Origin of the sequence: Mycoplana dimorpha (assembly GCF_003046475.1) — a bacterium.
In the GTDB taxonomy this organism is placed as follows: Bacteria; Pseudomonadota; Alphaproteobacteria; order Rhizobiales; family Rhizobiaceae; genus Mycoplana; species Mycoplana dimorpha.
The window spans coordinates 110,843-125,103 of record NZ_PZZZ01000002.1 but is presented as its reverse complement, the minus strand read 5'-3'; the positions used below and the strand labels follow the sequence as shown (position 1 = coordinate 125,103).

The 14,261-nt window shown below is 63.4% G+C and carries 9 protein-coding genes; 7 read left to right on the top strand and 2 right to left on the bottom strand.

Annotated features, from left to right (window positions below; translation table 11 throughout):
• Window positions 1–82: 82 nt before the first annotated feature.
• Window positions 83–3,061: a DNA polymerase I gene (polA, locus tag C7449_RS04150; protein WP_108001534.1), complete on the bottom strand. Its 2,979-nt coding sequence runs from the start codon at window positions 3,059–3,061 to the stop codon at window positions 83–85.
• Between the two features lie 434 nt (window positions 3,062–3,495).
• Here polA and C7449_RS04145 point away from each other — a divergent pair, with 434 nt between their 5' ends.
• The 3 genes from C7449_RS04145 to C7449_RS04135 all read left to right on the top strand — a co-directional run bounded on the left by C7449_RS04145 (window position 3,496) and on the right by C7449_RS04135 (window position 6,627).
• Window positions 3,496–4,887, top strand: coding sequence for a dipeptidase (locus C7449_RS04145; protein ID WP_108001533.1), 1,392 nt, complete (start codon window positions 3,496–3,498; stop codon window positions 4,885–4,887).
• A 244-nt stretch (window positions 4,888–5,131) separates the two neighbouring features.
• Complete coding sequence (locus C7449_RS04140; protein WP_108001532.1) at window positions 5,132–6,079, top strand: lysylphosphatidylglycerol synthase transmembrane domain-containing protein; 948 nt, start codon at window positions 5,132–5,134, stop codon at window positions 6,077–6,079.
• 83 nt (window positions 6,080–6,162) lie between these two features.
• Window positions 6,163–6,627, top strand: a complete 465-nt coding sequence (locus tag C7449_RS04135; protein ID WP_108001531.1) for a BA14K family protein — start codon at window positions 6,163–6,165, stop codon at window positions 6,625–6,627.
• A 42-nt stretch (window positions 6,628–6,669) separates the two neighbouring features.
• On the opposite strand, the gene C7449_RS22325 is transcribed toward C7449_RS04135, so the two are convergent.
• Complete coding sequence (locus C7449_RS22325) at window positions 6,670–6,804, bottom strand: hypothetical protein (protein WP_280952455.1); 135 nt, start codon at window positions 6,802–6,804, stop codon at window positions 6,670–6,672.
• A 242-nt stretch (window positions 6,805–7,046) separates the two neighbouring features.
• On the opposite strand from C7449_RS22325, the gene C7449_RS04130 reads away from it, so the two are divergent.
• The 4 genes from C7449_RS04130 (at window position 7,047) to dnaJ (ending at window position 14,191) form a co-directional block, all read left to right on the top strand.
• On the top strand, window positions 7,047–8,081 hold the full coding sequence (locus C7449_RS04130) for an acyltransferase family protein (protein WP_170115792.1): 1,035 nt from the start codon (window positions 7,047–7,049) through the stop codon (window positions 8,079–8,081).
• A gap of 307 nt (window positions 8,082–8,388) precedes the next feature.
• Window positions 8,389–10,617 carry a transglycosylase domain-containing protein gene (locus C7449_RS04125; protein ID WP_108001529.1) on the top strand — a complete coding sequence of 743 codons (2,229 nt, stop codon included), beginning with the start codon at window positions 8,389–8,391 and terminating at the stop codon, window positions 10,615–10,617.
• A 279-nt stretch (window positions 10,618–10,896) separates the two neighbouring features.
• Window positions 10,897–12,813 carry a molecular chaperone DnaK gene (gene dnaK, locus C7449_RS04120; protein WP_108001528.1) on the top strand — a complete coding sequence of 639 codons (1,917 nt, stop codon included), beginning with the start codon at window positions 10,897–10,899 and terminating at the stop codon, window positions 12,811–12,813.
• A 244-nt stretch (window positions 12,814–13,057) separates the two neighbouring features.
• Window positions 13,058–14,191 (top strand): molecular chaperone DnaJ, encoded by a 1,134-nt coding sequence (dnaJ, locus tag C7449_RS04115; RefSeq protein ID WP_108001527.1) that lies wholly within the window; start codon window positions 13,058–13,060, stop codon window positions 14,189–14,191.
• The last annotated feature ends 70 nt before the right edge of the window (window positions 14,192–14,261 follow it).

Here is a 14,261-nt window from a genome sequence, read left to right as displayed (position 1 = left end):
ACGGATCGCACGATCGCGCCTTTCAAAAGGTCCCGGCGTGGTAAACGGTCCCGCAACGGATCGGGAGAAGGCGGCCGCCGGCTCAGTGCGCCTCGTCCCAGTTGTCGGCCGCCCGCGCATCCACTTTCAGCGGGACCTTCATGGCGAGTGCGGGCATCGCCGCATTCTCCATCACTTCGACGATGACCGGCAGAGTGCGCTCGACCTCGGTCTCCTCGACCTCGAACACCAGTTCGTCGTGCACCTGCAGGAGCATGCGGGCGGAGAGCTTTCCGGCCTCGAGCGCCGGTTCCATCTTGATCATGGCCCGGCGGATGATGTCGGCGGCCGAGCCCTGGATGGGGGCGTTGATTGCGGCGCGCTCGTTGAAGGCCCGAACGGAGGGATTGGACGACCTGATCTCCGGGTAATGGGCGCGGCGGCCGAAGATCGTCTCGACATAGCCGTTTTCACGGGCAAAGGCCTTGGTCGACTCCATGTAGTCCCGGATGCCGGGGAAACGCTCAAAGTAGCGCTTGATGTAGTCGCCCGCCTCGGAGCGCTCGATGGAGAGCTGATTGGCGAGACCGAAGGCCGAAATGCCGTAGATGATGCCGAAGTTGATGGCCTTGGCGCGGCGGCGCACCTCCGCCGGCATGCCCTCGACCGGCACGCCGAACATTTCCGACGCCGTCATGGCGTGAATGTCGATCCCCTCGGCGAAGGCCTGCCGCAGTTGCGGAATGTCGGCGACATGCGCCAGCACGCGCAACTCGATCTGGCTGTAGTCGGCCGAAACGAGCTTGTGTCCCGGCGAGGCGATGAAGGCAGCCCGGATCTTGCGCCCCTCGCCAGTGCGGATCGGGATGTTCTGAAGGTTCGGCTCGGTCGAGGAAAGCCGTCCCGTCGTCGTCGATGCCAGCGAATAGCAGGTATGAACGCGCCGGGTCTGCGGATGAACGTAGCCGGGCAGCGCGTCCGTATAGGTGGATTTCAGCTTCGTCAGCTGGCGCCAGTCGACGATCTTGCGCGGCAGCGGCACGCCTTCGGCGGCGAGATCCTCCAGCACCTGCGCCGATGTCGACCACTGGCCGGTCTTCGTCTTGGCGCCGCCGGGCAGCCCCATCTTGCCGAACAGGATGTCACCGAGCTGCTTGGGCGAGCCGATGGTGAAGCGCTCGCCTGCCAACTGGTAGATCTCGTCCTCGAGCGCGGCTGCGCCCTGGCCCAACTCGCCCGAAAGGCGCGACAGCACCTGCCGGTCGATCGTGATGCCGCGCTCCTCCATGCGGGCGAGCACGGGCACCAGCGGCCGCTCCAGCCGCTCGTAGACGGTCGTCAGCCCTTCGGCCGCAAGCCGCGGCTTGAGCACGTGCCAGAGGCGCAGCGTGATGTCGGCGTCTTCGGCCACAAAGGCGGTCGCGCGGTCGATGTCGACCAGATCGAAGCTCTGCGCCCCCTTGCCGCTGCCGGCCACGTCCTTCAGGGCGATCGGCTTGTGGGCGAGCCAGCGCTCCGAAAGCGAGTCGATGCCATGGGCGGCTGCGCCGGCGTCGAGCGCATAGGAGATCAGCATGGCGTCGTCGAAGCTCTGGATGGCCATCCCGTGCCGCTTCAGCACCAGGTAATCGAACTTGAGGTTCTGTGCGACCTTCAGGATGGAAGGATCCTCGACCAGCTGCCTCAGCCGCGCCAGCGACTCGCCAATGGGGATCTGCCCTTCCGCAAGTCCGCCGCCGAGCAGGTCACCGTCGCCGGTCCTGTGCTGCATTGGAACGTAGGCGGCCCGGATGGACGCGCCGGCCGGATCCTTGGCGTTGTCGGCGATCGCCAGCGAGAAGCCGCACAGTTCTGCCTGCATGGCGTCGGCCGTCGTGGTCGCGGCGGCGAAGCCGACAAGACCTGTTTCACGCGCAGCGGCGAGCCAGAGGTCGAGGGTTGCAAGGTCGCGGATCGTCACATAGGCCGAGCGGTCGAACGGCCGGCCGGAGAAGAAAGCGGCGCGCGCCTTTGCCAGGGCGGCCGGGGTCGGCGCGTCCGGAGAGGCGTCCGGCAACAACGTCCCGGCCGCTTGCGCTGCGCTCAGCGCGTCGTCGGTGAGTGGTCGGCCGGCTACGATGTCGAGATCCGGACCGTGCGCATCGGTGCCCCATTCGACAGGAACGAAAGCCGGCTCGATCGCCGATGCGTCGCAGTTGCACGCCTCGGCGACGCGCCGGGTCAGCGCATTGAACTCCATCGCCTTCAGGAAGGCGATCAGCCTCGGGCCGTCCTGCGGCTCGAGCTGCAGCTCATCCAGCGGGGTGTCGAGCGGCGTGTCGGTCTTCAGCGTAACCAGTTGGCGCGACAGCAGCGCCTGCTCGCGGTTGGCAATGATGTTTTCGCGACGCTTCTGCTGCTTGATCTCATCGGCCCGCGCCAGCAACGTGTCGAGGTCGCCGAACTCCTGCAGGAGCTGGGCCGCCGTCTTCGGTCCGATCCCCGGGATGCCGGGGATATTGTCGGTCGAATCGCCGGTCATCGCCTGCAGATCGATCATCTTGTCCGGGGTGACGCCCCATTTCTCGACGACCTCGGGAATGGCGATCTGCTTGTCCTTCATGCTGTCGTACATCGAGACCTTTGAGGTCACGAGCTGCATGAGGTCCTTGTCGGAAGAGATGATGGTGACGTCTGCGCCGGCCTCCTCGGCGAGTCGGGCATAGGTCGCGATCAGGTCGTCGGCCTCGTAGCCCTCCTTCTCGATGCAGGGCAGGTTGAAGGCACGCGTCGCATGGCGGATCAGTCCGAACTGCGGGATGAGATCGTCGGGCGGCGCGGTGCGGTTGGCCTTGTACTGGTCGTACAGTTCGTTGCGGAAGGTCTTCGAAGAGTAGTCGAAGATGACCGCGAAGTGGGTGGGCGTCACGCCGACATCGGTGCTGCGCGCGTCCTTGAGCAGCTTCCACAGCATGTTGCAGAAGCCGGACACGGCATTGACGGGCAGGCCGTCCGACTTGCGGTTGAGCGGCGGGATCGCATGGAAGGCGCGAAAGATAAAGCCCGAACCGTCGACGAGGAAGAGATGATCACCGTTTTTCATGGCGCCATGGATAGCGCGCCGAGGTGCCGGCGTCCATCGTCCGTTGCCGGTTAGCGCTGCCTCTCTACCGGGTTGAAAGCCTCACACAAACGTTACCAATTTGTAATTCTGGCCCTGTCCGGGCTCCCTTGAAAAGCCATATTCCCGGGCCCAAATGTTTCCCATCGGCACCTGATCAAGCCGTGGTCTGGCATCCCGGCCTGTCCCCCGCCGCGCCAGACTATAGGACAAAGGCCTTATCCCCCCTCTCCGGGCCTTTGTCCACAATTCGCAAAAGCCGTTGCGGACGCGCCTCCCGTCCGCAACGGCTTTCTCTTTCTCATGCATCTCCTTTCAGGGCGGTCGTGGCCTGCGTACCGATGCTGTTCTGTTCGAAATTGATTCCGAACTGCGGGGCCATGCGCTAAGGTCCGCCGGCAAAGAGGGATTCGACCATGACCAATCTGTTACCCGTACTCGATCGCGCCGCCGCCAACGTTCCGGCCAGCCTGGAGCGCCTGTTCGAGCTTGTCCGCATCAAATCGATCTCCACCGACCCTGCCTACAAGGCGGAGGTTCGGCGCGGCGCGGAATGGCTGGTGACGGAGCTGCGCGCACTCGGCTTCGACGCAACCGTGCGCGATACGGCTGGCCATCCGATGGTGGTCGCCCACCATGAGGGCGCAACCGCCGACGCACCGCACGTCTTGTTCTATGGTCACTACGACGTCCAGCCGGTCGACCCGCTCGAGCTTTGGGAGAACGACCCGTTCGAGCCGGCGGTGCGCGACATCGGCGGCGGGCGGCGGATCATCACAGGCCGCGGCACATCGGACGACAAAGGCCAGCTGATGACCTTCGTCGAGGCCTGCCGCGCCTTCAAGGAGACCGCCGGCGAGCTTCCCTGCAAGGTGACGATCCTGTTCGAGGGCGAGGAGGAATCCGGCTCGCCTTCGCTCAAGCCCTTCCTCGAGGCCAATGCCGCCGAGCTCAAGGCCGATTATGCGCTGGTCTGCGATACGAACATGTGGGACGCGGACACGCCGGCGATTTCGGCGGGCTTGCGCGGTCTGGTCGGCGAGGAGATCGTCGTCAAGGCCGCCGACCGTGACCTGCACTCCGGATATTTCGGCGGCGCCGCCGCCAACCCCATCCACATCCTCGCCGACATCCTCGCCGGCCTGCACGACGAGACCGGCCGCGTGAGGCTGGACGGCTTCTATGACGGCGTCGAGGAGACCCCGGACGACGTGAAGGCGACCTGGGACAAGCTCGGCCAGACGGCGGACAAATTCTTGGGCGAGATCGGCCTTTCGATCCCCGCGGGCGAGAAGAATCGCTCGGTCCTGGAACTGACCTGGGCCCGGCCCACAGCCGAGGTCAATGGCATCACCGGCGGCTACACGGGCGACGGCTTCAAGACCGTGATTGCCGCGGAGGCCAGCGCCAAGGTGTCCTTCCGCCTGGTCGGCAAGCAGGACCCGGCGAAGATCCGCGACACGTTCCGCGATTATGTACGCTCAAAAATTCCGGCGGACTGCTCGGTGACGTTTCACGCTCATGGCGGCTCGCCGGCCATTCAGCTTCCCTACGATTCGCCGCTGCTCAACAAGGCGAAGGAAGCGCTGTCGGACGAGTGGCCGAATCCGGCCGTCATGATCGGCATGGGTGGCTCGATCCCGATCGTCGGCGACTTCCAGAAGATGCTGGGCATGGAATCGCTGCTCGTCGGCTTCGGCCTGTCGGACGATCGCATCCATTCGCCGAACGAGAAATACGAGCTGCGTTCCTTTGAAAAGGGTATCCGTTCCTGGGTTCGCATCCTGGCCGCGCTTGCGGCGCGCTGAATGACGCCGCCCGCCCCGCGCAGCTGCGATCACGATCGATCAAACCTGCGCGGGCGGGAACGGCTGCGATTGTCCCGGTCAGGCGATGGCGTTACCTTCATCCGAAACAAGCCGGATGAAGGCCCGTTCGACACGGTTGGGCTGAGAAAATGTGAGGTGGGACCCATCGGATGAACTACGGTCCGGAATGCCTGTTACGTTCGGGTTTGAGCTGCCTGGACCGCTGCGTACGGACGTCGGACGCATGAAGCTTCACAACCTTGTCTGGCCGCTGATTGGCGCTGCGGCGATCATCTTTTCCCTCTGGATCCTGTATCACGAACTGAGGGGCATGTCCTTCCACGAATTCCGGCAAAGCCTGCTTGCGATCCCGCCCTCGGGCTGGCTGCTGTCCGGAGCCGCAACGATCGCCGCCTATGCCGCGCTCGCCGCCTACGATCACCTCGCGCTCGAGCACCTGGGCCGCCGCGTCTCGCTGTGGTTCATCACCGTTGCCTCGTTCACCGCCTACGCCCTGGCGCACAATATCGGCGCGTCGGTTTTTTCCGGAGCGGTGGTGCGTTATCGCGCCTATACGTCAAAGGGATTGTCGGCAACCGAGGTGGGCATACTCGTCGCCTTCTGCTCCTTCACTTTCGCGCTCGGCACCGCAGTCCTGTTCGGATTTGTGCTGATCATCGAGCCGGAAATCATCGAGCGGTTCGCCAGCTTCCTGCCGATCGAGGCGGCCTTTTCCACCGGCATCGTCATCCTCTTGCTGGTCGCACTTTATGTAATCGGCAGCCTCGTCGGCTTCCGGCCGATTCGCACCCGCTGGCTGAATCTGGAATATCCGCGCCCGTCAGTCGCCCTGCGGCAGTTGCTCATTGCTCCCGTCGAACTGCTTGCCGCCGCCGCAATCATCTATTTCGTGCTGCCGGCGGAAAATCCGGGCTATCTTGTCGTGCTCGGCATTTTCCTGGCCTCGTTTACGGCCGCCCTTCTTTCGCATGCGCCGGGCGGAATCGGCGTGCTCGAACTCATCTTCATCGCCGCCCTGCCCGAGCTCGATCCCGCTGACGTCCTTGCGGCGCTCGCCGTCTTCCGTGTGTTCTACCTGCTTGTGCCGTTCGTGCTCGGACTGGGCGCCGTGCTCGTGTTCGAGCACTCGCGCTATGTAGAGGCAAGCACCGGCAAGGACGACCAGGGGTAGTGTACGAAATGGTTCATCGTCCGTTCAGTCTCGATGGTTCATGATCCGCATCGTGTTCCGAGTAGTCAGAATGGAGTAGACAGATGAAAAAGATCGTCCGCGGTCTCATGGCGGCCACTTTGACCGCAGCCACGCTCACCACCGGCATGCTGCCGGCTGCCGAGGCATCCGCGATGCCGCGTGCCGGCGTTACCGCTCCCAGCAACATCGAGAACGTCGACTATCGTGACGGCCGCCGCCACTACCGCGGTAGAGACCGCCACTCTCACGGCCGCGGGTACTATCGCGGCTATCGTGGCTCTCTTCACTATCGCGATGGCTATCGGCGCTATAGCGACGGCTACTGGTATCCGCTGGCAGCCTTCACCGCCGGCGCGATCATCGGCGGCGCAATCGCCGCGCCCCCGCCGCCGCGCTATTCCAACAGCGCCGTTAATCCGCGCCATTTCGATTGGTGCGCGGCACGATACCGCTCGTACCGGGCCTTCGACAACACGTTCCAGCCCTATAGCGGGCCGCGCCAGCAGTGCCTGTCGCCGTACTACTGAGATGCAAGGGGCGGCCTCGCGGCCGCCCCTTCGCTGCAGCCGTCAAGCCGGTGAGGTGGTGCTGGCGCCGGCGGAATTCTGGCAACCTATCGAACTGGCCTGGTGATAGGCGCAATCGGCGAATTCCATCGGAGCGGACAGGCCAAGCGCGCAGGCGACTACGAGAGTGCGCTTCATGATCGTCTCCGTGACCGTTTGCAAAAGCTCGCAACGTCGGCACACGCTCAGCGCGTGCGGGAAGAACCCGTCTTCCGCTCGTAGGCTGAGCGACTGGCGTTCGCATTTGCTGACCTGCCTTGGCCTGAACGGCGATTCCGGTTCACAGGTTTGACCAGCGATTTCAAGACGAACGGATGTGCCTTGTTGCACTTATCGTGGCGCATATGTTAGCGCCCGTCGCAGTGAAATCGGAAAGTAAAATGCGCGATCATGTCCACATTGCCCCGCTGCACGGATTGCGGGGGCTCGCTGCGCTTGCTGTATTGTTCGGCCATTTTCGCGGTCAAACGAAATTTCCAGACCCGCAACTGGCGACCTCGATAGGTGTGGTGCTCTTCTTTGTGCTCAGCGGCTTTTTGATGGGGCACATCTACCTACGGGAACGCTTCACGGTTGAGCGCGGACTGATGTACGCGATTGCGCGGATTGCAAGAATATATCCGCTGTTCATATTCGTCGTTTGCTTGGCGGCCATACTTTCGCTTCTTGCCAAGAAGGGAGTTGGACCATTTGGAATGACTTTTGAACGCGTGCCCGAACATTTCTTGATGGCCGGATCTGGCGCGACGATCTGGACCATAAGTGTCGAGTTCCAGTTTTACGCGGCTTTTGTTTTGGTTTGGTGGGCAGTCTCACGTGTGCCGGACTGGGCTGACCAAATAATCCTTTCTCTATTTGCAGCCTGTACAATTTATGTAATTGCAGCCGGTTATCCAGATGGGCGAATAGCATTCTTGCGGTACGCTCATATATTTCTAATCGGCGTTATAGCATCCATCGCCTGGAGACGTTACCCGACCGTTGTTGCGACGGCATCAAGCGTTGCGCTGCCGGTATCAATTTCCTACTTCATAGCCTCATACTTTTTTATTCCTATCCTATACGATCAAAATGATGTATACGAGGACCTTTTATTGTGCTTGGTTTGCGGAGTTCTAGTTTTAACTTCGGTAGCAAATCCCACCTCAACGACCGGAAAGATATTGTCGAGCAAAATTGCGCATCAGCTTGGTGAGATGTCGTTTGGCATATACTTGCTACACAGAATCGTAATGTTTTTATGGCAGCAAGCTGGATACCTCGGATTGAAAGGCATCCCGCTGACGATACTCCTGTTTTCATCAACGATGCTTGCAGCATGGCTTGCCAACAACAAGATTGAAAACCCCTGCCGCGCCGCCATTCGCGATTGGTATGCAGATCTCCGCCAACGGCGTTCTCAACGTGTGCAGTGAGTTCCACCATGAATCAGGCGGCTCGGTCCTGCAGCCGTTCCGAAGATGCACACGGCAGCCGCAAATGAGCTCTTGATGTGACTGCTGTCATAGCGACATCGGGATTGTTGCATCGGCGGCTGGAGAGGCGTGTGAACGGTTTTGCCCGGAAAGACAGTCAGGCCCGATCAGCAGCTTTGGACCGAGTACGGGCGGTCTAACCTCTTGAAAACCCGTAACTTCATCTGGCCACCTCTTAACGCCCCCTTAAATCGCCGTATTTACAGTCCACCTCGGCGACGCTCACACAAGGCACATTCCCGAAGGTATGGCAGGACGGCGCAAATCACAGCGGATCGAGCCCTCGTTCGAAGGCGACGACGATTACGACGACGATGACCTGCGCCTCGACGAGGATGATCGCGTGACCCGGCCGGCCAAGCGCAAGGCGAATTCCGCCGCGCGGAAAACGAAGGCGGCACCCCGCAGAAAGACACCGTCGCGCCGGCGGTCCCAAGGGGGCGGCTTCTTCGGGCTGGTCCGTTTTGTCGGCTACTGGTGCATCGTGCTGGGCATCTGGGGCGGCATGGGAATCGGGGCCCTGGTGCTCTATTACGGCGCGCAGATGCCGAGCGCCCGGACCTGGTCCATTCCCGCCCGCCCGCCGAACGTCAAGATCGTCGCTCGCGACGGCAGCCCGATCGCGAACCGCGGCACCACGGGCGGCGAGGCGCTGTCGCTCGAGCAGATGTCGCCCTACATTCCCCAGGCGGTGATCGCGATCGAGGATCGCCGCTTCTATTCGCATTTCGGCATCGACCCGCTCGGCCTGGCCCGCGCGATGATCACCAACGTGGCGACCGGCCGCATGGTGCAGGGCGGCTCCACGCTCACCCAGCAGCTTGCCAAGAACCTGTTCCTCTCGCCCGAGCGCACCCTGGAGCGCAAGGTCCAGGAGGTGCTTCTCGCCTTCTGGCTCGAGCACAAGTACTCGAAGGACGAGATCCTTGCGATGTACCTGAACCGGGTGTTCTTCGGCTCTAACGCCTACGGCGTCGAGGCGGCGTCCCGCCGCTACTTCCACAAATCGGCACGCGACGTGAACCTCGGCGAGGCGGCGGTGCTGGCAGGACTGCTGAAGGCGCCGTCCCGGCTGTCGCCGGCCCGCGATCCGGAAGCGGCCGAAGAGCGGGCGCAGGTCGTCCTTGCCGCCATGCGCGACGAGGGCTTCGTCACCGACCGGGAAATCACCACCGCGATGTCGCAGCCGCCGACGCGCGCCAAGAGTTACTGGTCCGGCGCCGAGCACTACGCCGCCGACCTGGTGATGGACCAGGTGCCGAAGCTCGTCGGCGACATCACCGAGGACCTTGTCGTCGAAACGACCATCGACCTCGACCTCGAAAAGAAGGCGGACGAGGCGATCACCGCCGTCCTCGATACCGAGGGGGCAAAACTCAACGCCTCGCAGGCGGCCCTGGTCTCGGTGGACGGCACCGGCGCGATCCGCGCACTGGTCGGCGGGCGCGACTATGCCACGAGCCAGTTCGACCGCGCCGCGAAGGCGAAGCGCCAGCCCGGCTCGGCCTTCAAGCCGTTCGTCTTTGCCGCGGCGCTGGAGATGGGACGCTCGCCGCTCTCTGTCCGAAACGACGCGCCGGTGCGGATCGGGAAGTGGACACCGGAGAACTACGATCAAAAGTACCGCGGCCAGGTAACGCTCAGCTCGGCACTCGCCAGCTCTCTGAACACCATCGCCGCCCAGCTTGTCATGGAGGTCGGCCCGGACCAGGTGGTCAAGCTCGCCCACCGGCTGGGGATCGAATCCGAGATGCAGGCCAACGCGTCGATCGCGCTCGGCACCTCGGAGGTGACCCTGCTCGAACTGACCTCTGCCTACGCGCCTTTCATGAACGGCGGCTACAAGGCCACGCCGCACATCATCCGGCGCATCTCGACGGCAAGGGGCGAGGTGCTTTACGAGAACGCGTACGACAACCCGCCCCGCGTTCTCGCGCCGGAGATCGTCTCGATGATGAACGGCATGATGCTGCGGGTCATGACCGAAGGCACCGGCAAGCGGGCCAGCCTGCCGGGTTGGCAGGCTGGCGGCAAGACCGGCACGACGCAGTCTTTCCGCGACGCACTGTTCGTGGGCTATACGGCAAACCTCACGACCGGCGTGTGGTTCGGCAATGACGACGGAAAGTCGATGAAGAAGGTGACCGGCGGCGGACTGCCAGCCAAGGCCTGGAGCCGGTTCATGGTCGCCGCGCACGAGGGTTTGTCGCCCTCGCCGCTGTTCGGCACCTCGGGCGGCGCTGATCTTCCTGTCGCGGGAATCAACGCGGCGCCGACGGAAGATGGTGCCGAAACGCTGGCCGAAATGGTCGCGCGCGCCCTCGGCACCAGCAGCCGCAAAACCGCCATAGAGGAGGCGGTCATTCCGCCCAGGCCGGTCAACGGCGACGCGGGCGGACTGCCAATCCCGCCCGCCGATGTGGGGCAGCAGCCGAAGCGGCGCTCCACTCTGCTCGATGTGCTGATCGGCGGCTGAGGCCGGCCCATTCCCCTCTTCATTTCGTCCGCCCGGCCGATCTTGACGGAGCTAAGCCGCCCTCCCACATCTAGTTGGCGATGGCGATTTGCGGAGGCTGAAGCGCCTTGATCTCTCGTGTTTTCCAGACGATTGACGCCTTGCAGTCACCTAGGCTGATCCTTATATAGCCGGAAACCGCGGCGTTCCGTCGCGAATTCCTGCAATACCATCCCACTAGGGGCTGCCAGACGAATGCCTGATCGGGTTCCGGGCAGTTCGCTTCAAGGAGAGAATGACATGGCAAAAGTTATCGGTATCGACCTCGGAACGACAAATTCCTGCGTCGCCGTCATGGATGGCAAGGACGCGAAAGTCATTGAGAACGCCGAAGGCGCCCGCACGACGCCCTCCATGGTTGCCTTCACGGAAGATGGCGAACGTCTCGTCGGCCAGCCGGCCAAGCGCCAGGCGGTGACGAATCCGGAAAACACCCTTTTTGCGATCAAGCGCCTGATCGGCCGCACCTTCGACGACCCGACCACCCAGAAGGACAAGGGCATGGTGCCCTACAAGATCGTCAAGGCGGGCAACGGCGATGCCTGGGTCGAGGCACACGGCACCGATTACTCCCCCTCGCAGATCTCCGCCATGATCCTTCAGAAGATGAAGGAGACCGCCGAGTCCTACCTCGGTGAAAAGGTCGAGAAGGCCGTCATCACCGTTCCGGCCTACTTCAACGACGCCCAGCGCCAGGCCACAAAGGACGCCGGCAAGATCGCCGGCCTCGAAGTGCTCCGCATCATCAACGAGCCGACCGCGGCTGCCCTCGCCTACGGCCTGGACAAAAAGGACGGCAAGACGATCGCCGTCTACGACCTTGGCGGCGGCACCTTCGACATCTCGGTTCTCGAGATCGGCGACGGCGTGTTCGAGGTGAAGTCCACCAACGGCGATACCTTCCTCGGCGGTGAAGACTTCGATATGCGCCTCGTCGAGTACCTGGCTGGCGAGTTCAAGAAGGACCAGGGCATCGACCTGACGAACGACAAGCTGGCCCTGCAGCGTCTCAAGGAAGCTGCTGAGAAGGCCAAGATCGAGCTCTCCTCGTCGCAGCAGACCGAGATCAACCTGCCGTTCATCACCGCCGACGCATCCGGTCCGAAGCACCTGACGATGAAGCTGACGCGCGCCAAGTTCGAGGCGCTGGTCGACGACCTGATCCAGAAGACGATGGCCCCCTGCAAGGCCGCGCTCAAGGATGCCGGCGTCTCGGCTGCCGAGATCGACGAGGTCGTCCTCGTCGGCGGCATGACCCGCATGCCGAAGGTCCAGGAGACCGTCAAGCAACTGTTCGGCAAGGAGCCGCACAAGGGCGTCAACCCGGATGAAGTGGTTGCCATGGGCGCCGCCATCCAGGCAGGCGTGCTGCAGGGCGACGTCAAGGACGTTCTGCTGCTCGACGTCACCCCCCTGTCGCTGGGCATCGAAACGCTCGGCGGCGTCTTTACCCGTCTGATCGAGCGCAACACGACGATCCCGACGAAGAAGAGCCAGACCTTCTCGACCGCCGAGGACAATCAGTCCGCCGTGACGATCCGCGTCAGCCAGGGCGAGCGCGAAATGGCTGCCGACAACAAGCTGCTCGGCCAGTTCGACCTCGTCGGCATTCCGCCGGCGCCGCGCGGCGTGCCGCAGATCGAGGTGACTTTCGACATCGACGCCAACGGCATCGTCCAGGTTTCGGCCAAGGACAAGGGGACCGGCAAGGAGCACCAGATCCGCATCCAGGCATCGGGCGGCCTGTCCGACGCCGACATCGAGAAGATGGTCAAGGACGCCGAGGCCAACGCCGAGAGCGACAAGAAGCGCCGCGAGGCGGTCGAGGCCAAGAACCAGGCCGAGAGCCTTGTTCATTCGTCCGAAAAGTCGCTCAAGGAATACGGCGACAAGGTCTCCGCCGATGACCGCAAGGCCATCGAGGATGCTATCGCCGCTCTGAAGACGGCCATCGAGGCCTCCGAGCCGGACGCCGAGGACATCAAGGCCAAGACCAACACGCTGATGGAAGTCTCCATGAAGCTCGGCCAGGCGATCTACGAGGCCCAGCAGGCGGAAGCCGGCGCGTCTTCGGCATCCGAGGGCGGCGACAATGTCGTCGACGCCGATTACGAGGAAGTCAAGGACGACGACGACCGCAAGCGGTCGGCCTCCTGATTGACGACCATCACCCGGCCGCGACCCGCGCGGCCGGCCTTTCCGGTGCAGAAGAGGCGGACGACGAACAAGGACACGGCCATGATGTTTCCCGTTCAAGGCGGCGACGATGTCATGGCTTTCCTTGCCCGCCGGCGGCCCGCCATCTTGCCTTTTCGCCGTGATGCCGGATACATCAGTGCACGGCTGGCAGTTTCCCTTTCAACGAATGAGACTCCGTCCATGAGACGGGCGCGGAAGTGATATGGCTAAAACTGACTTCTACGAAACGTTGGGTGTGTCCAGGGGCGCCGACGAGAAGGAACTGAAAAGCGCCTTCCGCAAGATGGCGATGAAGTATCATCCCGACAAGAACCCCGGCGATGCCGCGGCCGAGGTCCGGTTCAAGGAAGTCAACGAAGCCTACGAAGTCCTGAAGGATCCGCAGAAGCGGGCCGCCTACGACCGTTACGGCCACGCGGCCTTCGAGCATGGCGGCATGGGCGGCGGCGGCTTTGGCGGCGGCGGTTTCGGCGCGGGCGGCTTTTCCGACATCTTCGAGGACATCTTCGGCGAGATGATGGGCGGCGGGCGTCAGCGGCGCTCCTCCGGCGGTCGCGAGCGCGGCGGCGACCTGCGCTACAACATGGAGATCTCGCTCGAAGAGGCCTACAACGGCAAGACTGCGCAGATCCGGGTGCCGACCTCGATCACCTGCGAAGTCTGTTCCGGCTCCGGCGCCAAGCCCGGCACCAAGCCGCAGACCTGCGGCACCTGCCAGGGTGCCGGCCGCGTGCGCGCGGCGCAGGGCTTCTTCTCGATCGAGCGCACCTGTCCGACCTGCCACGGTCGCGGCACGATCATTCCCGACCCCTGCACCAAGTGCCACGGCCACGGGCGGGTCACCGAGGAGCGCGCGCTGTCCGTCAATATTCCCGCAGGCATCGAGGACGGCACACGCATTCGGCTGGCCGGCGAAGGCGAGGCGGGCCTTCGTGGCGGGCCGGCGGGCGACCTCTATATCTTCCTTTCGGTGAAACCGCACGAACTGTTCCAGCGCGACGGCGCCGACCTGCACTGCGGGGTGCCGATCTCGATGACGACGGCGGCGCTCGGCGGCACCTTCGACGTCACAACGCTGGACGGCACCAAGTCGCGCGTCACCGTGCCCGAGGGCACGCAGAACGGTCGACAGTTCCGCCTGAAGGGCAAGGGCATGCCGGTGCTGCGCTCCAGCCAGGTCGGTGACCTGTACATCCAGGTGCAGGTCGAGACGCCGCAGAAGCTGACCAAGCGGCAGCGCGAACTGCTGAAGGAGTTCGAGGAAATCTCGTCCAAGGAGAACAACCCGGAGTCGAGCGGCTTCTTCGCGCGCATGAAGGAATTCTTCGAGGGCTGAGAAAGATCGCCCGACACGGATTTGGCGATCGCATGAAAGCCGCAGCCCGGCGGCTCGGGCACGGCGCAAC

Coding starts and splice junctions, on each gene's coding strand:
- dnaJ (WP_108001527.1), top strand. CDS start 13,058: ATGGCTAAAACTGACTTCTACGAAACGTTGGGTGTGTCCAGGGGCGCC.
- dnaK (WP_108001528.1), top strand. CDS start 10,897: ATGGCAAAAGTTATCGGTATCGACCTCGGAACGACAAATTCCTGCGTC.
- polA (WP_108001534.1), bottom strand. CDS start 3,061: ATGAAAAACGGTGATCATCTCTTCCTCGTCGACGGTTCGGGCTTTATC.
- C7449_RS22325 (WP_280952455.1), bottom strand. CDS start 6,804: ATGAAGCGCACTCTCGTAGTCGCCTGCGCGCTTGGCCTGTCCGCTCCG.
- C7449_RS04140 (WP_108001532.1), top strand. CDS start 5,132: ATGAAGCTTCACAACCTTGTCTGGCCGCTGATTGGCGCTGCGGCGATC.
- C7449_RS04145 (WP_108001533.1), top strand. CDS start 3,496: ATGACCAATCTGTTACCCGTACTCGATCGCGCCGCCGCCAACGTTCCG.
- C7449_RS04130 (WP_170115792.1), top strand. CDS start 7,047: ATGCGCGATCATGTCCACATTGCCCCGCTGCACGGATTGCGGGGGCTC.
- C7449_RS04135 (WP_108001531.1), top strand. CDS start 6,163: ATGAAAAAGATCGTCCGCGGTCTCATGGCGGCCACTTTGACCGCAGCC.
- C7449_RS04125 (WP_108001529.1), top strand. CDS start 8,389: ATGGCAGGACGGCGCAAATCACAGCGGATCGAGCCCTCGTTCGAAGGC.